The following is a 21,792-nucleotide window of genomic DNA, read 5'->3' as shown; positions in this document are numbered from 1 at the left end:
TGCGACGCCAGAACATCAGCCAGGCTATCGCGCTAAGGCTGTACACCAGGCTTATCGCCACGCTGTGCATGATCAGGGCGTGGCAGGTTGAGGCGCTGCAGGCTCGCTTTCAATCACTGCGGGGGAGGGGTTGGCCATACGAATTGGGCTGATCAGGTTGGTGTACTCCTCAATCAGCCTATGCACGGCCTCCGGAGGCTCGCAGGCCTTGAACTCCATGCTGATGGTGATTTCATCCGGATCACGTTCCTGACCCTGACGTTTTTCACGGCCAAAAGTGACAAAGAACCGCTCGCTCTGCAGCTCGCCATTCTCCAGGGCGTGGCTGGCTTTCTCGAGTTCGGTGCCGTGCATCTTGACCGAGAGGTCGACCTTCATGCTTTCCAGCCCTAGTCCACGTGGGGCGACCAGGGCGATCAGCGGAATATTCATGGTGTGTTGCTCATCCAGGCCAACCTCCACCATTTTCGCTTTCATGGGCGTGCCAAGGTCGTCCGGGTTGTAGTCAAAAAACTGATCAAACAACTTGATGTACTGCTGGGCGACCAGGTTGTGGGTCGCCGCCGCGGCTTGATGCAGGCCACGGGTGATGTGGCTCAAATCACTGGCGCTCATCGGTTCTTTTTTGCTGGAAAACAGTGCCATGGGTGAACTCCTCGCTTACTGATCTAAGGAAGACCCCGCCGAAGCGGGGTCAGGTGGTTGTTACGGAGGGGTAGTGCCGCCTTTGGCCGGAGCGGGCTTCGGCGATTCCAGCACGGCGTCAGTGGGTAGCGGATCAGTTGCCGCCGTGGCTTTCTGGGCCGGCAGCAATACGGGCTTGGTCGCCGCGTCAGTGAGGAAGTCGATCACTCGCATCAGCGCCTCAGGTGGGTCCTGGCGGGCGATCTTGGTGCTGATGGCATAACGCGCGCGGGTGTCGGTTTTGCGCGTTTGAGTCGACTTGTGGCTGACCGAACCTTTCACCGTGACACTGAATGGGCCCCAGCCGAGCTTGGCTTCGAAGCTGCCTTGACCGGCCGTTTCGCTGGTGTCCTCGGCCTGCTGGCTGATGGTCAGTTCGAAGTCGATGGAGCCTTCTTCGATGGTGATGTTGGGGTGGCTGATGGCCGCCAGCAGAGGGATGCGCATCTTTTTGGTAACGGTGCCCTTGTACACACCGTTCTCGTCGACCAGGGTTTCGTCGTAGTCGAACTGCACGGACACCGCTTTGCCATCCTTGATGCACACCGCCATCAGGAAGTCGGCATAGGCTTTGCTCGCCTGCACCTGAGCCGTGATCATGGCCTGTAATGGCCCTGAAATCATGCGGTCAAGTGGCAATGCGTTGATGACGGAACCGATCAGGCCGGTATCAATCTGGGACATAGTCAATCTCCTTATCGTATGCGCGAAATGCGCAGTCTCAGGCTATGGAGCCTCGCAGTTGAGGTTCAGCAGGAACTACTTACCTATGAGTTTCATGCTCTTGACGGCGGATGTTGCCGATCTGGCGCAGGCTCAAACCGTATTTGTCAGCCAGGGCGCTGCGTGACAGACCATCCGAGCTTTGTTGGACGATCTGCAGGTTGCGTATCTGTCGACAGAAGTGGTCGGCTTTGGGGATCTCGATAGCGATTCCGGCGTAACGCTCGATCAGAGCGTCCAGCGCTTGCGGCGGCAGGAGCAGGGCTAGCGAAGAGCGGGCAGGGTATTTGGGAATGTACTTGGGGCGGCCACCGAAGGCGCAGGTCAATCGGTATGCGCTTTCCAGACCGATACACTCGATCAGTTCCTGCAATGAGTGGGGCAATAGCTTGATGTCGACCTGTTGTAGGTCATTCTCGTCCATGGGGTCCTCCTTGTTGTCTCGTGGACTGCCAAGGATGCTAGGAATAGGACGGGTTGTTTTTTCAGCAGGAAATATCCCCCCTGAATGCGCTGGGAAATGCTTCAAGCTGATATGTATTTGCGGGCGGTGATCGACTGCCAATCCCCATCAACGGAGGATTGACCATGTCTCACTACTCGATTTACTTCAGCTTTATCGCCAACCTGGAAGGCGGCCCGGCGACCAAGGGTTATGTTCCCGACGCCGGCAATAGCCGCAGCGGGGTCACCATTGCAACGGGGTTTGACCTCGGGCAGCGTAAGCTGGCTGATCTGCAGGCGCTGGATCTGCCGGATACCTTGCTTGAGCGTTTACGTCCCTACCTTGGCCTGACTGGACAGGCGGCAGTAACGCAGCTGGCCACGCAGCCGCTGAATATCACAGCGGCAGAGGCAGAGCAGATTGATGAGGCGTACAAGGAGCCCTTTATCAATCGTCTGGCGGCGAGTTATGCCAAGTCCGGCGGCGGCGATTTTGCCCAGTTGCCAGCGCAGATGCAGACCGTGATCGCCTCAGTGGCCTTTCAGTACGGTGATCTTGCTTCGCGCACCCCTAATTTCTGGAAACAGGTGGTGGCGCATGACTGGAGTGCCGCCCATAGCAATCTGCTGAACTTTGGCGATCGCTACACCAGTCGGCGGCGTCAGGAAGCCGAACTGCTGTCCCAGGCAATGTCCTGAGCAGCACACTGCCCAGCCGTAAGGCTGGGCAGTTATGGCGTTAATTGCAGGGGTAATGATTACTGGCAGGGCTGGGCCAGCAACAGGCTGACACTGCCCATCTGGGCACTATCGGTCACCTGCGTGTGATCGGGCAGGCTGCGCCAATCCACTTTCAAGCAGATCGCTGTCAGCGGCTGTGGACCTTCAGTGCCAACCACACGTGGAGCAAAGTCGCGGCGGTACAGCGCCTGTGTGCCTTTGTCTGGCTGCACGCTGTGGGCGTCACGCAGGGTGCTGCTGACCAGCTCGGGAATCTCCTTCATGGGCAGCGTGAAGCGTGCTTGCGCACCGTCCTGATTGAAATAACCCGCGGCTCGGGTGCGCTGCCAAAGCTGTTGCCATTGGCTGCTTCCAGCCCCGCTAGCAAGGGACTGGCCATAGGCTTTGAGAGTGTCTTCAGGCAGGTTTTCCGTACTCATGGCATGGCTCAAGCCGCTGGCCAGGATCAGCAGGAAAGACAGGTTACGTATCAACATGATCAAGCTCCGGTGGGTAGTGGAGCTGGCAAAGTGCCCGGGTCACTGGCAGCTGTTCAGCGGGAAATACTGCCCATTACGGTTGACCGCCAGATCGCTGCGGAAGTATTTCCTGCTGCAGCGGAGGGTGGCAGGGCGCTGAGATAGGTCTGCCAATTGGCAGCTATTTCACAAGGAGAGACCTGATATGCCCACTCTGAATCCAGCCATCACGCTTGCAGGCAACCTGGACGACTTCAACCATGACGGTTTTGAAATCGAGGCGATGAACTTCCTTTTTGATCGTCTTGATCGCGGCAACCTGACAGTTGACGGCGATGCCCTGTACATCGGCCAGCAAGCAGTGCGCCACTACACCTGGCGCGACAAGGGGCGCAATCGCACCTGTTCGATGTTTTTCACCTACGGCAATAGCCCCAGCCATTTAACGGTCTACGGCCTGGGCAAGCACTGCGGCGACAGTGACAAGGAGTACAAGCTGTACACCTGGGTCGACAAGAAGGAGCAGCTGTATACCCTGACGCCGACGCGCAGTGACTCGCGTTTTCGCTCATTGCTAGAGCCAAACTGAAGCTGGCTAAGCGCTCCTCTGGAGCGCTTTCTATTTCGCCTCGGCAACGATGCGTCGTGGTCGCTGCAGCAATTCTCCGCTGCAGTTCGGACAGCGCCCATGCAATGTGCTGTCGACGCAGTCGCGGCAAAATGTGCACTCGTATGAGCAGATAAATGCGTCCTGACTGTCAGCCGCAAGGGCACGGTTACAGCACTCGCATTGGGCACGTAACTCCAGCATGTTGGTCTCCTGATTGTGCGGTTTAAGCGAATCGCTCGGCATATTCCTGAGGACTGACACCAAGGTGCTTGTGAAAGGTGCGGCGCAGATTTTCCGGGTGGTTGAAACCGCTCAAACGCGCCACCGTACTGATCGATGCCTGGGCGTTCTGCAGCAGGCTGCGTGCGGCTTCCAGACGTACGATTTCCACATAGCGACCTGGCCCCATTCCCAACTCCTGATTAAAAGTTCTCGATAAAGTGCGCGGCGTCATATTGGCTTGCGCGGCCAGCGCAGCCAACGACAGGTCCTCATGCAGGTGCAGCGGTATCCATTCCAGCAGGCTGGCCAGGCGTGGCACTCGGTTCGGTTCCGGAGTCAGCAGCGCACTGAACTGCGCTTGCCCGCCGGGGCGGCGTAGAAACAGCACCAGACGTTTGGCCACGGCCAAGGCAAGCGGACGACCGAGATCGGCTTCGACCAGTGCCAGCGCCAGATCAATTCCTGCGGTTACGCCCGCCGAGGTGAATATATGGCCATTACCGGCGGGGTCTTGTGGGTTATAGGTGTGCAGGCAGTCGTCACTGATCTCTACCTGAGGATGTTCTTGACGCAGGCAGTCGAGATCGGCCCAGTGCGTGGTGACGCGGCGGCCATCGAGCAGGCCGGCGGCAGCGAGAATCAGCGCACCGGAACAGACCGAGCCCACGCGCCTGATCTGCGATGTGGCGCCGCGCAGCCAGGCCAGTAGCTCAGGGTTCTGGCGCTGCGCCTTTTCCCCCCGGCCACCGGGAACCAGCAAGGTATCGATATGCGCAGGATCTACGGCGCTCCAGGCCTGTTCGGCAACCAGCTGAAAGCCGGCGGAGGTGGGCATTGCCACCGCCTGCTGGCCGAGCACCAGCAGGCGATAAGCGGCGGGCAGGCCCTGACGCTGGCGTTCGTCATTGGCGGAGGCAAACACCTGTAATGGGCCGGTCAGGTCCAGGCTCATGACATGCGGATAAAGCAGGCAGGCAATGGTTCGTGGAGCATCCATGGCGGCGTCTCGATAAGCGATGGATGCAGTCTGCGCTTAACGAGTAATTGGCAACAAGGACAATAAACCCACAGATATTGCCATTAGAGCGTCGCCAGAATGGCGAAATGGAAGGAGAGAAGGGCTCTGACAAGAGGGGCCAGTCGGCAGCTCAGAGCCCTTGTTGCAGCAGCCGATTACTCCGGCATGCTCCATGGCTCCAGGGTGAAACCTTGCTGACTGAGCTGCTCACGGGACTGCTTGAGCACGTCGGCAAATTGCACTGGATCGCTGTAGATGGTGCTGGACAGTTGCGTGCGGCCGAGCAGGCGAGTGCTGGTACGGTCGATCACACTGAGGCTGAGGTTACCAGTGCCATCTTGCGGGGCCCAGGCGACGCATTGAAAAGGTTGAAAGGCGCGGTCGGCAATCAGCAAAGCTTCGTTAAAACGCAGCGGTGCGTTCATGGGGTCGGTTTCTCCGAGGTGATCCCAAATACACAAAGGGGCAAACGGTAGATTCACGCTTGCCAGTCATATGCGTTGATGACCGAAGCTGACCGCCAAGTCACATGCTGGCGAAAAAATGCACGAAATTGTCCGATAAATCACAGTTTTAATTGTGCAAGCCGAGAAATTGGGTGAGGAAGAGGGTGGTTAGGCCTTCTCTGAGCCTTTGCAGACCGCCAGTAACTGCTGCAGATAACGAGCGACATAACGCTGAAAGCCTCGGTCATCCCAATAGCCCAAGTGGCTCAACGGGGTATGGCGCTTGTACCAGGGGCCCACTGGCATGGCGCGATCTTCGGCGACCACGGCGGCGTAATTGGGTAATGGGCGCAGCGGATAACCCAGCGGGTCTGCGGGAGCGTAGAGATTTAGCCAGCGCGCCTGCTCGGTCACCGCCTCCGTCAGGCAGTGGCCGGGGAAGCGGATCGGCACGACCGGGTCATAGGCAAAGGTAAACAGCGGGATATTGCAGCCGAAGGTGATCAGACCGCTCAGGGTTTCCAAGGCCAGAAAGGGATCCAGCGGGCATTCCTCCGCGCTATTGATGCGCTGCTGATCCCAGACGAAATTGGAGAAGATATGCCCGCCCAGTGAGTGCGCCAGCACCACCAGCGGCGTATCGGCATCGACCTTGGCACGCAAGGCGTTGAGGCCGCTGCGCAGGCACTGATGGACTTCTTCATAGGTGGTGTCGTATGCCTGGCTGACTTTGCGATAGCCACTGGCATCACCGAGAAACAGCGTGACGATACGGCGTAACCAGCGCCAGCGCACGGGTTGGTCGCGCAGTTTGTCGAGAAAAGCCAGTTGCCGCTTGTCCAGCACGCTGGCCCAGTACAGCGTCTGAAAGGCGACCTGATCGGCCTCGGCGCCGAGACGTTGACGCAATCCGGCGATCAGGCTGTGGGCGAAGACGTGCTGGCCTTCGTCGTTACGCAGGTCGGGCTGCGTGCCGATGCCGTGGATAATGGCGACTGCGAGTTTCATCCTGCCCATCCTTGGTCATGCTGCTTGGGTGTTCGGTCGGCTGTTGTCGTTAAAGGGGTTGCAGACGTTCGCCGAGGCGGCCGCTGTCGACCAGTTCGAGAAACTCGTCGCCAAGCCGCTGGCTTTCGCTCATGGCCTTACGCCAATAGCGCTCGCGGCCGGCATCATCGCCCAGATAACGACTGAAGTCCTTGCGGTCGGGGAGTTTGCCATGGGGCAGGCGCGCCAGGTAGTCGCGTGAGGGCGCCAGCAGCAACACATCCTGTAGGCGCCCGCCATCACCGCAGCGCCAGGGCATGCCCTTGTCGAACCAGCCTGGGATGACCTTGTCGGTGAAGTGCGGGTAGAGCACGATATCGTCGCCGCTGTACGGCAAGTCGAGGTGGTAGTCGAGCAGACCGCCATCGCGATAGGTGCCAGGGCCGGCACCGGGGATATCGCGGACCCCTTGCATGATCATCGGGATGGAGCCTGAGGCCAGCAATGCATGACGCAGATTGCCGCTGTCGAGTTGCAGATAGCGCGAGGGGAAGTCGCTCAGCGTCCCCAAGGGCGGTGCCAGGCGGGCATCGTGCAGAATCACTCGTTCGAAGTGCTTGGCCAGGCGCGGGCGGCCCAGCAGGTTGCTGCCAATCACCGAAGACAGCCCCAAACCGAGTGCGCCGCGATGGTCGTGTTGCAGCAAGCCATGGCTTTTCACCACAACGATATTCAAGCGGTAATGCGGGTTGCTGAGGATGTTGGCGTCGTCGTTGCCTAGCAGTTGATCAAGCATCAGGCTGCAGCTGTTCGACACCTGCGCCATGCTCACGCCTTTAGCAAAACGCTGCGAGGTATACAGCTCGCCGAGGCGACGCAGGCCCGCCGCCGCATCTGGCAAACAGGCGCTGGCGAAACGCCAGGAACCGATGGACGCACCGATCAGCGAACGCTCGCGAGGTGCGCGCTGCAACCAGTCGCCAAACAGAGCCAGATCCAGCCCTTGAATCCCCAACGCCTTCGGGCCACCCGCTGCGCCGGGCAGAATGCCGACATCAGCCGGTTGCAGGCCGTGCTCGCGAACCCGCGCTAGGGCGCGTTTTCCGGCCTTGATTGTCAAAGCAGGGGACTTGATTAATATCGCACTCATGCTGGCCTCCATCGCGCAAGGCAGCGATTATAGAGCGCTGGATTGCCAGGCCAAGCGACTTCAGCGCGTGAATGATGCGCGCGTGGGTTGGGATAAATCAGTGCCTGAGCAATGCCTTAAGCAAATTCAGCTTGAGTTAAGTCGTGTGCAGTAACTTGGACTGCGTCGAAAGCCAACTCCATGAAGGAACCTGAACATGAAAACACTGACTGCCGTATTTGCCGCTGCTGCCCTGACTCTGACTGCTGGTTTGGCTCAAGCCCGTGACCTGGGCCCGGATGAAGCACTCAAGCTGCGTGACGCCGGCACCATCCAATCCTTCGAAAAACTCAACGCTGCAGCGCTGGCGCTGCACCCAGGCAGCACGACTGAAGACACCGAGCTGGAAGAAGAGTACGGCCGCTACATCTATCAGGTTGAAGTTCGCGACGCCCAAGGCGTGCAGTGGGACGTCGAGCTGGATGCCACTAACGCACAAGTTCTGAAGAACCAACGAGACGATTGATGAACACCACTGCTTGGCTTGCACGCGCACTCCTGGCCTGCCTGCTGCTGACGTTGACGTTCAGCAGCAACGCGCGCGACCTGGATCAGGATGAAGCATTACGCCTGCGCCGCGAGGGGTTGATCATGCCCCTCGAACAGTTGTTGCAAATGGCCTTGCAGCGTCATCCCGGTGCGGTTTTGCTGGAAGTCGAGCTGGAGGAAGAGGACGGTGTACTGGTTTACGAAGTCGAACTGGTGACCGAGCAGGGCATCGTGCGCGAACTGGAACTGCACGCCAGCTCTGGTGAAGTACTCAAGGACGAGGTGGAAGACTGAATGCGCCTGCTGCTGGTTGAAGACCATGTTCCCCTGGCTGATGAGCTGCTCGCCGGTTTGACCCGTCAGGGGTATGCGGTGGACTGGTTGGCCGATGGCCGTGATGCCGCCTATCAGGGCGCGACCGAGCCCTATGATCTGATCATCCTTGACCTCGGTTTGCCTGGCAAACCGGGGCTTGAGGTGTTGCATGAATGGCGAACTGGCGGCCTTACCACTCCGGTATTGATCCTTACTGCGCGCGGCTCCTGGGCCGAACGTATTGAAGGGCTCAAGGCCGGCGCCGATGATTACCTGAGCAAACCCTTTCACCCGGAAGAGCTGCAGCTGCGCATCCAGTCCCTGCTGCGACGCGCCCATGGTCTGGCCAACCAGCCGCAACTGGAGGCGGCGGGCTTACAGCTGGATGAAAGTAGGCAGTCGGTGCAACGCAATGGCGAAGAGGTACAGCTGACTGCCGCCGAGTTCCGTCTGCTGCGCTATTTCATGCTGCATGCCGGGCAATTACTGTCCAAGAGCCACCTGGCTGAGCACCTGTATGACGGTGAAAGCGAACGCGATTCGAATGTTATCGAAGTGCATGTCAATCACCTGCGACGCAAGCTGGGACGCGAGATCATCGAAACCCGTCGTGGTCAGGGTTATCGCTTCAGCGGGGATGTTGCTTGAGGTCGATTCAACGGCGTCTGAGCCTGGGGCTGATCAGCGTATTGCTGGTTATTGGCCTGCTGTTGGCGCAAAGCAGCCTCTGGCTGTTCGATCGCAGCCTACGCGGTTATCTACAGACCACTCTGCAGGATGAAACCCAGACCCTGCTCGGCGCGATTGTACGTGGCCCCAATGGCCTGCAACTGGATGAGCGGCGCCTCAGTGCTGCGTTCAAGCGGCCTTATTCCGGCCTGTATTTCCGTATCGACCTTGACGAGCAGACCTGGCGTTCGCGCTCACTCTGGGATCGCAATCTGCATCCGGTTGCAGAAGCCGGTTTACAGGACGCGCTGGGTGACGGGCCACAAGGCCAGCAGTGGTTGGTATACCGCGCTGACTACCAGCGCTATGGCCAGCCCATCGTGATTCATGTGGCGCGCGATTACACACCGATACTCAACAGCTTCAGCCAGGTACAGAAGATTGTTCTGGGCCTGGGGATTACCGCCCTGGTGCTGATTCTGTTGCTGCAGCGCTTGATCGTCAGCCGCGCGTTGCGCCCCCTGGAACAGACCCGCCGGCAGCTGATACAGCTGCAGCAGGGCCAGCGTAGCCAGCTGGACCAACAGGTACCGCTGGAACTGGAGCCGCTGGTGGCTCAAATCAACCACTTGCTGACGCACACCGAAGACATCCTCAAACGCTCGCGTAACGCCCTGGGCAACCTCGGCCATGCGCTAAAAACGCCGTTGGCGGTGTTGGTCAGCCTGGCCACCCGTGAAGAGCTCAAGCAGTTACCGCAACTGCGCGAGAGCCTCAATGGCCAGCTGCAACAGATCGAGCAGCGTATTGCCCGCGAGCTGGGCCGTGCACGCTTAGCTGGGGAAGCCTTGCCGGGAGCGCATTTCGACTGCGCCAATGAACTGCCCGAGCTGTTTTCGACCCTGGCGATGATCCATGGCAACCACCTGGAACTGGACTGGCAGTCCGAGCCTGGGCTGCGGTTGCCCTGGGATCGTGAAGACCTGCTGGAACTGCTCGGCAACCTACTGGACAACGCCTGTAAATGGGCTGACAGCCAGGTACAGCTGCAAATCAGCAGGGTAGGAGAGGACTATCAACTGGCGATTGATGACGACGGGCCGGGGATCGACGCTGCGCAGCGCGACGAAGTGCTCAGCCGTGGCAGCCGTCTGGATGAACAGGTGGCCGGTCATGGGCTAGGTTTGGGCATCGTGCGCGATATTGTTGATGCCTGGGCCGGGAGATTGCAGCTGGCTGAAAGCCCGCTGGGTGGCTTGCGCGTAACGGTCAGCTTGCCAGTGAAGCGCACCTGAGTTCATCAGGTACGCTCAAACCAAGGCTTACATGCCGTTGGCAAATGCCGGGGTGCTCATATCGATACTGGCGCGTACCGGGCCCAAGGCCTGCGCGTACTTGACCAGAATATCCAGCTCGTAATCGATGCGTGCATGCAGACGCTGGTCGTCTTCGCTGCTTGGCTCTGGCGTGTTCAGCACCTTCTCGACGCTGCGCACGATCAGATGCTCAGGCAGGTAGCAGAGGCGGCAGTTCTTGTAGCTGGACGCGCGCAACTCGCTGATCGGATAAGCCCCGCCCACTCCCGACGAGACGCCTACCAGCAGCCCGGGTTTGTGCGCCAGCTCAGCCTTGCTGGCATAGATAAAGAAGTTCTTGATGGCCGGACAGGCCATGCCATTCCATTCAGGGGAAATGATCACCACGGCGTCGGCCGCTGCCAGTTGCTTGCTGTAAAGCCCCCATGGGCCGGTATCGTCAGCGGGCCAGAGCGGCAGCGGGGCGAGGCCCAAGTCAATCACATTGCTCTGCGCATCATCGGTGTGGCCCAACTGAATCAGACGCTGGCGCAAGAAGCGGGCGACCTTGCCCGATTGACTGTTACTGCGGCTGGAACCGGCCACCAGAGCGATATTGAGCATCGTGAACCTCGTTAATTGATAAGTCAGAAATGAAAAACGCAGGCTAACGATTGCTAGCCTGCGTCACAAGGAAACAGCCGCCAGAGTGGCGGTCCGATGGTGCCATGCCCGGTGTTTAGACGCGGAACTGGTCCATCAGACTCTGTTGATGATTGGCCAGTTTGTTCAGACCCTGGCTGATTTTTGCCGACTCATCGGCCTGGGCGGAGATCGATTCGGTGACATCCCGGATCGAGGCCACGTTGCGGTTGATTTCCTCGGCCACCGAGCTTTGCTCTTCGGCGGCGCTGGCAATCTGCAGGTTCATGTCGGTAATCACACTGACCGCCTGGCTGATACGCTGTAGCACGGCGACGGCCTGTTCCACCTGTTCGACACTGCCCTGGGCCTGGCGATGGCTGCTGTGCATGGTGCTGACCACCTCTTTGGTACCGCTTTGCAGGCCTTCGATCACCTGGCGGATTTCCTCCACCGAGTCCTGGGTGCGTTTGGCCAGATTGCGCACTTCATCTGCCACCACGGCAAAACCACGACCGGCTTCACCGGCCCGCGCCGCTTCGATCGCCGCATTGAGGGCAAGGAGGTTGGTCTGCTCGGCAATTGAGCGGATCACCTCGAGTACCGAGCCGATCTTTTCGCTGCTATTGGCCAGGCCTTCGACTTCCTGCATGGCCACGTTCATCTCATTGGCCAGCAGTTCGATGGTCGAGGTGGTTTTGCCGATCACGCTCATACCTTCACGGCTGGCATGGTCGGCGGTGCGTGCCGCTTCGGCGGCCTGGGCGGCGTTATGCGCCACATCCTGCGCCGTAGCGCTCATTTCCTGGAACGCGGTGGCCACCTGATCCACCTCACGGTATTGCTGCTGCATGCCGTCGCTGGTCTGGCTGGCGATCAGGGCGGACTGATCGGCCGTGCTGCGGGCGTCCTGCACGCTGCGTTTAACGTCAGCGATGATCGGTTGCAGCTTGTCGAGGAAACGGTTGAACCAGCTGGCCAGTTCGCCCAGTTCATCTTGCTTGGCGTATTCCAGACGGCGGGTCAGGTCGCCTTCACCGCTGGCGATATTTTTCAGCATTGCCGCTACGCCGAGAATCGGCCGGGTAACGCCCAGTGCCGTCAGCCAGATCAGCAGAATACCCACCACCCCGGCAGCCAGACCAAGCCCCAGGGACACCGCCGTACTGCGCGTGCCCATTTCATCCATTTGCGTTTCCAGGCGAGTGGCCGGTTCCAGCAGAACTTTCTCAGGCACCTCCATCAACACGCCCCATGGCTGGGACTCAGGAATCGGCAGCAGCGGTTGCAACACTTGTAGCGAACCGTCGTGGTGCAAAACTTCCGGGCGGTTGCTGGCCACTAAACTGGTCATTTCGCGGTGTTGGTCTGCGAAGGCTTTTTCCAGTTTGCCGCCCAGCAGGCTGCTGTCACGGCTGTGGCCGGCAAGCAGGCCCGCAGGGCTGATGATACTGACATGCCCGGCGCCGTCGAACAGGCCCTGATGTGCGCTGGTGCTGAGTTCCTGCAGGCTGGCCAGGCTGATATCCACACCGAGCACGCCGATCACCTTGCCGCCTTGTTCAAGCGGAAAGGCGATGCTGGTCATTAGGGTTTTTACTCCGTCAGCTTCGTCGATATAGGGATCGAGCAGGCACACCTTCTTCTGCTGCAACGGACAGCTGTACCAGGCGTTATAGGGCGCGCCGCTGATACCTGGCGTGGCGTCATTAAGGTCTGCTTCTTTCATCGCCTCTGCGCTGAGTTCGCCGTTATCGCCTTGTGCCCAGTAGATCGAGAAGCGGCCCTTGTCGTTGCTGCCGAGGTTTTCCTGATCGGCGAATAGATCATCCTTGCCGTCCAGTGCGTTGGGCTCGAACGCCACATAGATACCCAACAGGCTGCGGTTGGCCTCCAGGGCGCTGCGTACCTGACGGGTCAGGTCTTCGCGCAGGTCGAAGGCATCCAGAAAGCGTTTTTCCGCCTGTTCGCGGATAAACAGCACCTGGGTGGCGGCGCCGCGCCCGTACTGGTAGGCGTCCATAAAGTAGCGCTGCATCTGCAGTGCCTGGGACTCGCCGCGCGCCGACATGCGTAATTGCGCGGACTCCTGCAGCATGGCCGAGCTGGCCTGCTTGACCAGGTTGGCGCTGCGCGAGGCCTGGATGACCGAAGCGGAAACCAGCACCGCAACAATGGCCAGCAAGCACAGGCCGGCCAGTAGGGTGATCTTCAACTGGATGGAAAGTCGGCTGAACAGCATTTTCAGGACCTTTTTATGGCAGAGGCTTAGAGCGCCTATCGGCGCTTAGGCGCTTTTCTTTAAGTTTCACGTCAAGTAAAGCAGAGCAAGTTGCAGGCCAGCGGCAGCTTTGAAATGGCAGAGTAATCGAAATTAGCAACGCCTTGTACAGAATAATTTACGGGCGTTTTGACAGGTCAGTCCGCATTGTGCAGAGTACGCGCCCTTCGCCGAGCCGGCGCAGTATCCAGAGAAGGTCGAAACCTTCGCGGACCTATTTAAATTGCGGGAGTAAATCGATGAACGCAGTCGTTGCGGCAGTGGGGATCATGCTGATTCTCAGCTTGTGCCGTGTGCACGTGGTGGTAGCTCTGATCGTCGGCGCATTGGCCGGTGGTCTGCTTGGCGGCCTGGGTATTGAGGGTTCGCTGGCGGCCTTTAATAAAGGACTGGGCGGCGGGGCGACAGTGGCCCTGTCCTATGCCTTGTTGGGTGCCTTTGCCGTGGCGATTGCCAAATCCGGTCTGGCCCACGCCCTGGCGGACAAGGCCTTGGCCATGGTCGGCAAACAGGACGCCAAAGGCGCCGGTCTGCTCAAGTGGCTGCTGATTGCGCTGCTGTTGGCGGTGGCGATTTCCTCGCAGAACATTCTGCCGATTCATATCGCCTTTATCCCGCTGCTGGTGCCGCCACTGCTGTATGTATTGAGCAAGCTGCAGCTTGACCGCCGCCTGATCGCTTGTGTGCTGACCTTCGGTCTGATTACCCCGTACATGTTTCTGCCGGTGGGTTTTGGCGGGATTTTCCTCAATGACATTCTGTTGGCCAATGTTGCCAGCGGCGGTGTCGACACCAGCGGCCTGGACGTGACCAAGGCCATGGCGATTCCGGCCCTGGGCATGCTGTGCGGCTTGCTGGTGGCAGTGCTGTTCAGCTACCGCAAAAAACGTGTGTATGACCTGAGCAAGATCGAGCAGGCCGAGCGCGTGGATGTTGCCTACAACCCCTTGAGCCTGTTGGTTGCGGGCGTGGCGATTGTCGCGGCGTTTGTCGTGCAGCTGTGGCTGGACTCGATGATCATCGGCGCCCTGGTCGGCTTTATCATCTTCTCGGTGTCTGGTGTGGTGCGTTGGAAAGAGGCCGATGGCTTGTTTACCGAAGGCATGAAAATGATGGCGATGATCGGCTTTATCATGATTGCTGCTGCCGGTTTTGCCGAAGTGATGAAGGCCACCGGCGAAGTGAAAAGCCTGGTCGACAGCTCCGCCGAATTGATTGGCCATGACAAGGCCCTGGGTGCGCTGCTGATGCTGCTGGTCGGCCTGCTGGTGACCATGGGCATCGGTTCGTCGTTCTCCACCGTGCCCATCATTGCGGCGATTTTCGTACCGCTGGGGCTGCAACTGGGCTTTAGTCCGCTGGCCATTCTGTGCATCGTCGGCACTGCCGGTGCACTGGGCGATGCCGGTTCACCTGCCTCCGATTCGACCCTCGGGCCAACCGCCGGGCTTAACGTTGATGGCCAACACAACCACATCTGGGACAGCGTGGTACCGACCTTCCTGCACTACAACCTGCCGTTGCTGGTATTCGGTTGGGCAGCAGCTATGGTGATCTGACCGGGGCATTGCTCGTTTGCCGCGCGATAGCGCCAGACGACTCAACCTTTCAGCGGGGCTACCGATAAACCGGTAGCCCCGTTTTTATTCCGCTGTACTGCCATGCAAGGATCTGCCCGATGCGCCTTACCTTGAAATCAAAAGTCGTGCTGTTGGCACTGATACCGGTGGTGCTGTTTGCCCTGGTACTCAGTGGTGCCGCCGCCAAGGTGTTACAAAACCTGGCCGCCCAGGAAGTTGAAGAAACCCGCGAGCGCTTGCTGCAGGAAAGCCGCAACGAACTGCAGCACTATGTGCAGATCGCTCTGGGTTCGGTACAGACTCTGTATGACGGCGCCGCGCAGGGTGATATGGCCAGCCGTGAGCAGGCCGTGGCGATCCTGTCGAAGATCAAGTTCGGCAAGGACGGCTACTTCTTCGGCCACGACTCCAATGTAGTGCGCCTGTTCCGCGGCGACAGCCCGGTAGACGTCGGCAAAAGCCTGGCCGATCGCCGCGACCCGAATGGCGTGTACATCAACCGCGAACTGGTGAATGTCGCCAAGAACAACAGCTACTACGTCAATTACAGCTCGCCACTGCCGACGGATGATTCGGTGCTGGTGCCGAAAATGGCTTACAGCTATTACCTGCCGAAATGGGATATGGCCCTGGGCACGGCGATCAACCTCGACGGCGTCGAGGCGCAGATTGCCCAGGTACAAGTTGAAATCGACGAGCGAATCAGCACCATCATCACCAGCATCATGGTGATTGCTGCCGTGCTGCTGGTGATATTCGGCATTGTCGGGGTGGTGCTGAGCAACACCTTCCTGCGCCCGCTGCAGCAGATCAAGGACAACCTCGATGACATCGCCGCCGGTGAAGGCGACCTGACGCGTCGCCTGCCGATCAATGGCGACGATGAGCTTGGCCAGCTGGCAGGCTCGTTCAACCGCTTTGTCGAGAAGATCCACGGCCTGGTACGGCAGATCGTCGACATGACAGGCCAGCTGACCGAACTGGTCGGCCAGGTGTCGGCCCAGGCGCAGCGCTCGGAAGCGGCCATGGAGCGTCAGCGCCATGAGACCGATCAGGTGGCGACCGCAATCAATGAAATGTCTGCTGCCGCCCATGAAGTGGCGCAAAGCGCTCAGGGCGCAGCTGAAGCGGCGCAGAAGACCGACACCGAAGGCCAGGCAGCGAAAAAGGTGGTCGATGGCAGCATCGAGCGCATTCACACCCTGGTGCAGGACATCCGCGACAGCGGCGTATCGCTCGACACTCTCCAAAAAGACGTATCGTCGATTGTCAGCGTGCTCGATGTGATTCGCTCCATCGCCGAGCAGACCAACCTGCTGGCCCTCAACGCCGCTATCGAAGCGGCACGTGCGGGTGAAGCGGGGCGCGGCTTTGCCGTGGTGGCCGACGAGGTGCGCGCGCTGGCCAGCCGTACGCAGCAGAGCACCCAGGAAATTCAGGGCATGATCGACCGTCTGCAAAAGGGCACCCAGGATGCGGTGACCGCAATGCGCCGCTCTAGTGATGCCGGTGATGTCACCAGCGAGCAGGCCAACCGCGCCGGCACATCTCTGGATGCCATCGCGCAACTGATCGGCACCATCAACGCGATGAACGCGCAGATTGCCAGCGCTGCCGAAGAGCAAACCGCCGTGGCCGAAGAGATCAACCGCAGCGTGCACAAGATTGCCGTGGCGGTGGACAGCGTGGCCGACGAAACCCAGCAGGGCGCGCAGACCGCGCGCAACCTGGCCGGGCTGGGCGAACGCCTGGGCGCACTGGTGCGTCAGTTCCGCATCTAGCACCAGATGCAGGCACATAAAAAAGGGAAGCCTGGCTTCCCTTTTTTATTGTCACGAGCAGTGTTCTGTCGGAGCAGGCCGCAGATAACCGCAACAGCTTAAAACCCACCGCGCTATATCCAATAAATATGTAGCTCTGTGGTTGGCGAGAGTTTCTTGGACTAGCGTGCATGAATCGCCAGGCTCGCTTGAACCTTGAGCAGCGGCGACACGTTTGGGTGCGCGCAGTTACTGCTGCTTCGGCGCGGTGTATGAGCAGTCTCCAGTGGGTTCTGGGCTGATTTCGGGTGACAGCTGGAGGGGATTTGTACAACGGCTCGGGTATGTGGACCCATCGATAACAACAAGATGAGGGACTCACCATGTCTGTAGCGATAACACTTCGGCGCTGTGCTGCGCCACTGATGGTTTCGGCCCTGGTCATGCCAGTGCAGGCCGAGCAGGGCGATTACAACTTCTGGCAAACCCTGAGCAACCTGGTGGTGGCGCCGGCGGCAGATAACAAGGTCACCCCGGCGCAACGCCTTGGGCCGTACCCGCTGCTGGCCAACCCGAGCGGTTTCAACAGTGGCTTCAAACCGGCCAACTACTACGCCTGGCAAACCGTGCAGATGGCCCCGCAAACCGGCGCCGTGTGCGGCAATGGCTCGCCGTACAAATTCTTCGTCAACCGTGTGCCCAATACCCGCAACACCATCATCTATCTGGAGGGCGGCGGCGCCTGTTGGGACTACGCCAGTTGCACCGGCCAGAGCGGCATTCGCGGTGCACGCAACCCCGACGGCATTCCCAATGACTACATGAGCCTGCTCAACCCAGGTGCCAGTCTGGTCAGCCCCTTCGTGGTGCGCCTGCATCCCTGGACGCGAGTGAAAACCCAGAACTGGAATATGGTCTATGTGCCGTATTGCACCGGCGACATCTACTCCGGCGACAAGGTCGCGGTCTATGAAGATCCACAAAGCCAGCAGGCGCCGCTGATCTGGCACCACAACGGCCTGCGCAATATGCGGGCGGTGGTGGGCTGGCTGAAAGACAACCTGCCGCGCCCCACGCAAATGCTGACCACCGGTTGCAGCGCTGGCGGTGCCGGCAGCCTGACCAACTACGCACCAACCCGGCAGGACATTGCGCCGACGCGCAGCTTCCTGATCAACGACTCCGGACCGGTGTTCTCGGCCATCAGTGGCGGGGGTAACGAGGCCTATCCGTCCTTGCCATTGCAGGGTTTCATCCGCAATGCCTGGGGGCTGGATGCCGGGCCCTTGCCGTACCTGCAGTCGCGTTTGCCGGGGCTTAACCTGAACAACCTGGGCAGCATCTACCCGGCGTTGTCGAGCAACCTGGCGGCTGATCGCATGGGCCATACGCACTTTTGGAAGGATTTGAATTACTCGTCCTATTCCTATGAGCGTTTCTACCCGGAAATCATCAACGCACCGAACCAGGCCGCCAAGGAGGCGCTGATCCACGCCAAGTGGGATGTGGACACCAGCAGGCTGCGTAATGAGCTGGCCAACCTGCCGAATGTCGGCGGTTACTTTCCGCAGTACCGCGCGGTCAATGAAAGCCACTGCACCAGCATCATCGAGTTTGCCAACGCGGATATTCAGGAGCAGAACCTGCAGCTGGATGACTTCGTCAATAACGTGATGAATGGCAGCGGCCCGGTACTGGATGCCTCTGAGCAGAGCGATACCGCCGACCGCAACAAACCCTTCAACTTGCTGTACTACGCGCTCGACCAGCTGTTGTGACGCGCTGCCCGACCTGAGCAGGCGGCTCAGGTCGGGCTATTGATAATGCTGTTCACGCGCCTGCTGCAGGCGTTGGCGCAGGTATTCATCACGGCTCAAACCATCGGGGAAGCTGTTCATGCTCAGGACTTCCTCGACGATACGCTTCTCATCGGTCTTGTAACGCCGAAACTCGGCGCTGGGTGTCGCGGCCTTGGCTTCGCGCTCGGCGCTAATCGCCTTGTAGCGGGCGACCAAGGCGGCGGCCTGATCTTTCTGCGCTTGTTCATCGCCAGTGGTGAGCTGAATCAGCCCCAGCTGCAGTAACAGCGACTCACTCATGGCCAGTTCGTTGCGCTGCTCGTAAGTCTCGATCTGCTCACGCAAAGCCTCTGCCTGGCTTTCACGTTGTGCGGGGGACAGCTCGGAAGCGCCGCTGACAAAGTCGCGGTAGGCCTGATGGAACGCCAGGCGTTGCTCCTGGCTTTTCACAGCTGGGTTTTGCAGCAGCTCCTGCAACTGCGCTTCAGTAGGCATCGGTGTCGCCGGGCTAACGTCCGAGAGCACGCTTGTGACGTTGTCGGCCTGACTGGCCTGCGCAACGACCTGCGGCTCGCTCTGTAGGCGCCAATACAGCGTGCCGAGCACGGCAATCAGCACCAACCCACCACAGACTAGAAGAGGTTTTCCCTGCACTGCTATCTCCTGAATGACGCCGCACCATGCGGCGTTTTCAGCTTAGCAGGGGGTTGAAAAACCTAGGCGAGGCATTCAGTGCTTCTTGCTGACCCAGGCCCAGAGCATTTCACACTGGATCGGCTGGATGCCGGCTTCATCGGTCACGGTCACGGCAACTAGTACTTCGCCTTTCTCCTGGGTGTGGATGGCTTGAATCTGCTCGGGTGTCAGGCTGGCCACGGCGCGCAGGCTGCCGGTGGCGCGCTTGAGGTAGTCGACCTTGAGGCTCTTGATCAGCGGCAGTTTGTCATCGGGTATATTCATGCCGACCAGAAAGCCCGTGGCGGACTCAGCCAGCAGCGCCATGGCTGCGGCGTGTACACCCTTGATGTGGTTCTGCACCTTGCGCTTGTTGGCGATGCTCATCACCGCCTGCTGTTGGGTCAGCGTATGCACGCGCACCTTGGCGGTGCCGGCGAACTTCACCTGGGAGCCAAACAGCAGCGACAGCGCCGGGCTTTGCAGGGCGCTGGGCAGTTGCTGGATTTTGCCGACGATACGACTCAAGCGGTTGCTGGACATGCTGATGCTCTTTGCACAAAGGGAAGGGCATGAGTCTGTCACAGCGAAATGTGACCGGCCAGGGCTGACCGGTCACATTATTACCCGTCGATTAGAGCAACCGACGGCCGTCTTCGCGGGTGATGATCACGGTAGCCGAGCGCGGACGCTGACCGGGGCCATCAGGCCAGGTACTGAGCAGGTTGGTCGCCGTTGAGCCTTCGCCCGGGTGCTGGATATTGACGAACAGGGTGCGGAAGTCAGGGGTTGCAGTAATGCCGGTCACCTCGGCGCCCACAGGCCCGACCAGGAACCGCTTGAGTTCACCGGTACGCGGCTCGGCCACCAGCATCTGGTTATTGCCGAACGGCCCGCTGCTCAATTGGCCGCCACTCATGTCGGTCTGAATCCACAGCCGGCCTTCTTCGTCGAACCACAGTCCGTCGGGGCTGGCCAGGCGGTTATCCGCTGTCAGTGGTTTGCCGTTCGGGCCGATACTGTCGGTCTCCGGGCCTGCAAGCATAAACAGGCTCCAGGTAAACTGGCGACCGGCGTAATCCTTGCTCAGCTCACGCCAACGGATGATATGGCCGAACGCGTTGGCTGGGCGCGGGTTGGCAGCATCGGGGCTGGTCCGGGCACTGTTGTTGGTCAGAGTAAAGTACACCTCGCCATTGTCCGGGTTGACCGCGCCCCATTCCGGGCGGTCCATCTTGGTGGCGCCAACCACGTCAGCCGCCAGACGGGTATTGATCAATACTTCGCCCTGGTCGGCAAAACTCACCCCGGCTGCCTTGCAGGCTTTCTGGAATTTCTTGTCGTGTATATCCAGCGCCAGCCATTCACCCTTGCCGCTGGCAGCGAAGCGCGCGACATACAGCGTGCCTTCGTCGAGCAAACGGCCATTGCTGCGCCCTGGGCGGTATTTGTCACGGCTGACATATTTGTAGATGTACTCGTTCTGTGAATCGTCGCCGGAGTAGCACACCACCGGGCGGCCTGATTTCACCGGGGCGAACACCAGACCTTCGTGGGCGAAGCGACCGAGCGCCGTGCGCTTGATGGGCACAGACTCCGGCGCAAATGGGTCAATTTCGACGATCCAGCCAAAGTGGTTGGGCTCGTTGCGATAGTCCGCGCTGGCCGTGGTGGTCATGCGCGTGGCATCGAAACGCTCGAACTCATCGCCCTTGAGGTGATCCCAGCCGTAGCGGCTGCTGCCGCGCAGGCCGTAGCGGCTCAGTTCGCGTGGCAAGTCGGTATCGCGGCTAGCAAAGTAGCCAGCCCAATTCTCTTCGCAGGTCAGGTAGGTGCCCCACGGGGTAAAACCGTTAGAGCAATTATTCAGGGTGCCGCGGGTGGCCGTGCCTTTGGGGCTGTAGCGGGTTTTCAGCAGCACATGGCCACGCGCCGGACCGCTGATCTGCATAGGCGTGGCACCGGTAATTCGGCGGTTTCTGGCGCTCGGCAACACCGTCCATTCGCCATTCAGGCCACGGCGTACTTCCACCACTGAAACGCCGTGGGCATTGATTTCCTTACGCACTTCTTCGGCGTTGCTACGTTTGCCGGCTACCAGCGTCGGGCCATTCGCGTGCAGCAGCGGCGCGTCGATGTATTCGTGGTTGAGCACCAGCAGGCCGTGATCGCTTTTCTTGCCGCCGCGCTGGGCGTCGATCGGGAAGAAATGCATGCCGTCATGGTGCATGCCCAGTTGCTCGGCCTGATCCTGGGCGCTGTTGCTACCGTCACTCAGATAAGCCGGATAATTACCGGTAATCGGCGTACCCCAGGGGATAAAGGTGGTGGCGCGGTAACCGGCCGGTACACTGATGCTGTCTAAGCGGTTGGTCGCGATAGCCGTGAAGGGCAGCTTGCTGCGCGGTCTAAAGTGCAGCTTGTCCAGGCCTTTGGCGGTTGGCTCTGCCGCAACCGCGGCGCCAGGCATGACACTGCCGAGAAAGGCCAGGGTGCCAAGCGCTGCACCGGCGGCCAACACCTGCCGACGGCCTACGCCGTCGATCAGCTGATTGATATGCGGGTTATCGGACGCATTGCTGGGCAATTCATCGCCATTGCCGAACAGCACTGAGTTTTCATTATTGTGGCTCATGCAGGCTCCTTGGATTAATCGACGGGTGCCTGACGCTATCCAAGAAAATTGACGTAAACATGACAGCGGCTGTGCGAAAGCGCACAAAACCAGAAAAGGGGGGATTTCAGGCAAAAAAATGGCCGAGAGC

21 protein-coding genes and 4 pseudogenes are annotated in these 21,792 nt (G+C 59.7%); 10 read left to right on the top strand and 15 right to left on the bottom strand.

Going from position 1 to position 21,792, the window contains the following annotated elements; translation table 11 throughout:
* Positions 1–72: 72 nt before the first annotated feature.
* The 3 genes from ACIN8IBEIGE_RS08945 to ACIN8IBEIGE_RS08935 form a co-directional block, all read right to left on the bottom strand.
* Positions 73–645, bottom strand: a complete 573-nt coding sequence (locus ACIN8IBEIGE_RS08945) for a DUF2589 domain-containing protein (RefSeq protein ID WP_160014330.1) — start codon at positions 643–645, stop codon at positions 73–75.
* 60 nt (positions 646–705) lie between these two features.
* On the bottom strand, positions 706–1,368 hold the full coding sequence (locus tag ACIN8IBEIGE_RS08940; protein ID WP_160014329.1) for a DUF2589 domain-containing protein: 663 nt from the start codon (positions 1,366–1,368) through the stop codon (positions 706–708).
* Positions 1,369–1,447: 79 nt separating this feature from the next.
* Complete coding sequence (locus ACIN8IBEIGE_RS08935; protein WP_160014328.1) at positions 1,448–1,831, bottom strand: Mor transcription activator family protein; 384 nt, start codon at positions 1,829–1,831, stop codon at positions 1,448–1,450.
* A 164-nt stretch (positions 1,832–1,995) separates the two neighbouring features.
* Between ACIN8IBEIGE_RS08935 and ACIN8IBEIGE_RS08930 the strand changes: the two genes are divergently transcribed.
* Entirely contained in the window at positions 1,996–2,550 is a 555-nt protein-coding gene (locus tag ACIN8IBEIGE_RS08930) for a pesticin C-terminus-like muramidase (RefSeq protein WP_160014327.1), read from the top strand.
* Between the two features lie 59 nt (positions 2,551–2,609).
* Here ACIN8IBEIGE_RS08930 and ACIN8IBEIGE_RS08925 read toward each other — a convergent pair whose 3' ends face one another.
* Complete coding sequence (locus ACIN8IBEIGE_RS08925) at positions 2,610–3,068, bottom strand: hypothetical protein (protein WP_160014326.1); 459 nt, start codon at positions 3,066–3,068, stop codon at positions 2,610–2,612.
* A 187-nt stretch (positions 3,069–3,255) separates the two neighbouring features.
* Here ACIN8IBEIGE_RS08925 and ACIN8IBEIGE_RS08920 point away from each other — a divergent pair, with 187 nt between their 5' ends.
* Positions 3,256–3,639 (top strand): hypothetical protein, encoded by a 384-nt coding sequence (locus ACIN8IBEIGE_RS08920; protein ID WP_090386520.1) that lies wholly within the window; start codon positions 3,256–3,258, stop codon positions 3,637–3,639.
* 51 nt (positions 3,640–3,690) lie between these two features.
* Here the strand turns inward: ACIN8IBEIGE_RS08920 and ACIN8IBEIGE_RS08915 are convergent.
* The 5 genes and pseudogenes from ACIN8IBEIGE_RS08915 to ACIN8IBEIGE_RS08895 all read right to left on the bottom strand — a co-directional run.
* A pseudogene (locus ACIN8IBEIGE_RS08915) lies at positions 3,691–3,861 on the bottom strand (DUF1272 domain-containing protein); the annotation flags it as partial.
* Positions 3,862–3,883: 22 nt separating this feature from the next.
* Entirely contained in the window at positions 3,884–4,879 is a 996-nt protein-coding gene (locus ACIN8IBEIGE_RS08910; RefSeq protein WP_160014324.1) for a GlxA family transcriptional regulator, read from the bottom strand.
* A gap of 176 nt (positions 4,880–5,055) precedes the next feature.
* Positions 5,056–5,325 carry a hypothetical protein gene (locus ACIN8IBEIGE_RS08905; RefSeq protein ID WP_108487995.1) on the bottom strand — a complete coding sequence of 90 codons (270 nt, stop codon included), beginning with the start codon at positions 5,323–5,325 and terminating at the stop codon, positions 5,056–5,058.
* A 189-nt stretch (positions 5,326–5,514) separates the two neighbouring features.
* On the bottom strand, positions 5,515–6,354 hold the full coding sequence (locus ACIN8IBEIGE_RS08900; protein WP_160014323.1) for a hypothetical protein: 840 nt from the start codon (positions 6,352–6,354) through the stop codon (positions 5,515–5,517).
* A 49-nt stretch (positions 6,355–6,403) separates the two neighbouring features.
* Positions 6,404–7,483, bottom strand: coding sequence for a patatin-like phospholipase family protein (locus tag ACIN8IBEIGE_RS08895; RefSeq protein ID WP_160014322.1), 1,080 nt, complete (start codon positions 7,481–7,483; stop codon positions 6,404–6,406).
* Between the two features lie 196 nt (positions 7,484–7,679).
* Here ACIN8IBEIGE_RS08895 and ACIN8IBEIGE_RS08890 point away from each other — a divergent pair, with 196 nt between their 5' ends.
* The 4 genes from ACIN8IBEIGE_RS08890 to ACIN8IBEIGE_RS08875 are packed head-to-tail and all read left to right on the top strand — an operon-like array spanning position 7,680 to position 10,290.
* Entirely contained in the window at positions 7,680–7,988 is a 309-nt protein-coding gene (locus tag ACIN8IBEIGE_RS08890) for a PepSY domain-containing protein (RefSeq protein WP_160014321.1), read from the top strand.
* Positions 7,988–8,305, top strand: a complete 318-nt coding sequence (locus ACIN8IBEIGE_RS08885; protein WP_160014320.1) for a PepSY domain-containing protein — start codon at positions 7,988–7,990, stop codon at positions 8,303–8,305. The genes ACIN8IBEIGE_RS08890 and ACIN8IBEIGE_RS08885 overlap by 1 nt, the downstream gene beginning before the upstream one ends.
* Positions 8,306–8,974 (top strand): response regulator transcription factor, encoded by a 669-nt coding sequence (locus ACIN8IBEIGE_RS08880; protein WP_160014319.1) that lies wholly within the window; start codon positions 8,306–8,308, stop codon positions 8,972–8,974. It abuts the gene before it with no gap.
* Positions 8,971–10,290, top strand: a complete 1,320-nt coding sequence (locus ACIN8IBEIGE_RS08875; protein WP_160014318.1) for a sensor histidine kinase — start codon at positions 8,971–8,973, stop codon at positions 10,288–10,290. Before ACIN8IBEIGE_RS08880 ends, ACIN8IBEIGE_RS08875 begins: the two co-directional genes overlap by 4 nt.
* A 27-nt stretch (positions 10,291–10,317) precedes the next feature.
* Here ACIN8IBEIGE_RS08875 and ACIN8IBEIGE_RS08870 read toward each other — a convergent pair whose 3' ends face one another.
* From ACIN8IBEIGE_RS08870 to ACIN8IBEIGE_RS21150, 3 genes and pseudogenes are all read right to left on the bottom strand, one after another.
* Positions 10,318–10,914 (bottom strand): NADPH-dependent FMN reductase, encoded by a 597-nt coding sequence (locus ACIN8IBEIGE_RS08870; protein WP_160014317.1) that lies wholly within the window; start codon positions 10,912–10,914, stop codon positions 10,318–10,320.
* 115 nt (positions 10,915–11,029) lie between these two features.
* A pseudogene (locus tag ACIN8IBEIGE_RS21155) lies at positions 11,030–11,542 on the bottom strand (methyl-accepting chemotaxis protein); the annotation flags it as partial.
* A gap of 345 nt (positions 11,543–11,887) precedes the next feature.
* Positions 11,888–12,955, bottom strand: a pseudogene (locus ACIN8IBEIGE_RS21150) (HAMP domain-containing protein); the annotation flags it as partial.
* Positions 12,956–13,452: 497 nt separating this feature from the next.
* On the opposite strand from ACIN8IBEIGE_RS21150, the gene ACIN8IBEIGE_RS08860 reads away from it, so the two are divergent.
* From ACIN8IBEIGE_RS08860 to ACIN8IBEIGE_RS08850, 4 genes and pseudogenes are all read left to right on the top strand, one after another.
* A complete protein-coding gene (locus ACIN8IBEIGE_RS08860; RefSeq protein WP_160014315.1) occupies positions 13,453–14,772 on the top strand; it encodes a Na+/H+ antiporter family protein in 1,320 nt (439 codons plus the stop codon).
* Positions 14,773–14,891: 119 nt separating this feature from the next.
* Positions 14,892–15,668: pseudogene (locus tag ACIN8IBEIGE_RS21145) on the top strand (cache domain-containing protein); the annotation flags it as partial.
* 84 nt (positions 15,669–15,752) lie between these two features.
* Positions 15,753–16,574, top strand: a complete 822-nt coding sequence (locus ACIN8IBEIGE_RS21140; protein WP_372240007.1) for a methyl-accepting chemotaxis protein — start codon at positions 15,753–15,755, stop codon at positions 16,572–16,574.
* 362 nt (positions 16,575–16,936) lie between these two features.
* Complete coding sequence (locus ACIN8IBEIGE_RS08850; RefSeq protein WP_160014313.1) at positions 16,937–18,331, top strand: pectin acetylesterase-family hydrolase; 1,395 nt, start codon at positions 16,937–16,939, stop codon at positions 18,329–18,331.
* A 36-nt stretch (positions 18,332–18,367) separates the two neighbouring features.
* On the opposite strand, the gene ACIN8IBEIGE_RS08845 is transcribed toward ACIN8IBEIGE_RS08850, so the two are convergent.
* The 3 genes from ACIN8IBEIGE_RS08845 to ACIN8IBEIGE_RS08835 form a co-directional block, all read right to left on the bottom strand.
* The gene (locus ACIN8IBEIGE_RS08845; protein WP_160014312.1) at positions 18,368–19,006 is read right to left on the bottom strand and encodes a hypothetical protein; all 639 of its coding nucleotides are present in this window, start codon (positions 19,004–19,006) and stop codon (positions 18,368–18,370) included.
* A 75-nt stretch (positions 19,007–19,081) separates the two neighbouring features.
* Positions 19,082–19,570 (bottom strand): DUF4442 domain-containing protein, encoded by a 489-nt coding sequence (locus ACIN8IBEIGE_RS08840; protein ID WP_160014311.1) that lies wholly within the window; start codon positions 19,568–19,570, stop codon positions 19,082–19,084.
* Between the two features lie 91 nt (positions 19,571–19,661).
* Positions 19,662–21,662, bottom strand: coding sequence for a PhoX family phosphatase (locus ACIN8IBEIGE_RS08835; protein WP_160014310.1), 2,001 nt, complete (start codon positions 21,660–21,662; stop codon positions 19,662–19,664).
* Between the last annotated feature and the right edge of the window lie 130 nt (positions 21,663–21,792).

Source organism: Pseudomonas sp. 8BK (assembly GCF_902506475.1).
GTDB classification, from domain to species: Bacteria; Pseudomonadota; Gammaproteobacteria; order Pseudomonadales; family Pseudomonadaceae; genus Aquipseudomonas; species Aquipseudomonas anguilliseptica.
This window is presented reverse-complemented; position numbering and strand designations above follow the sequence as displayed.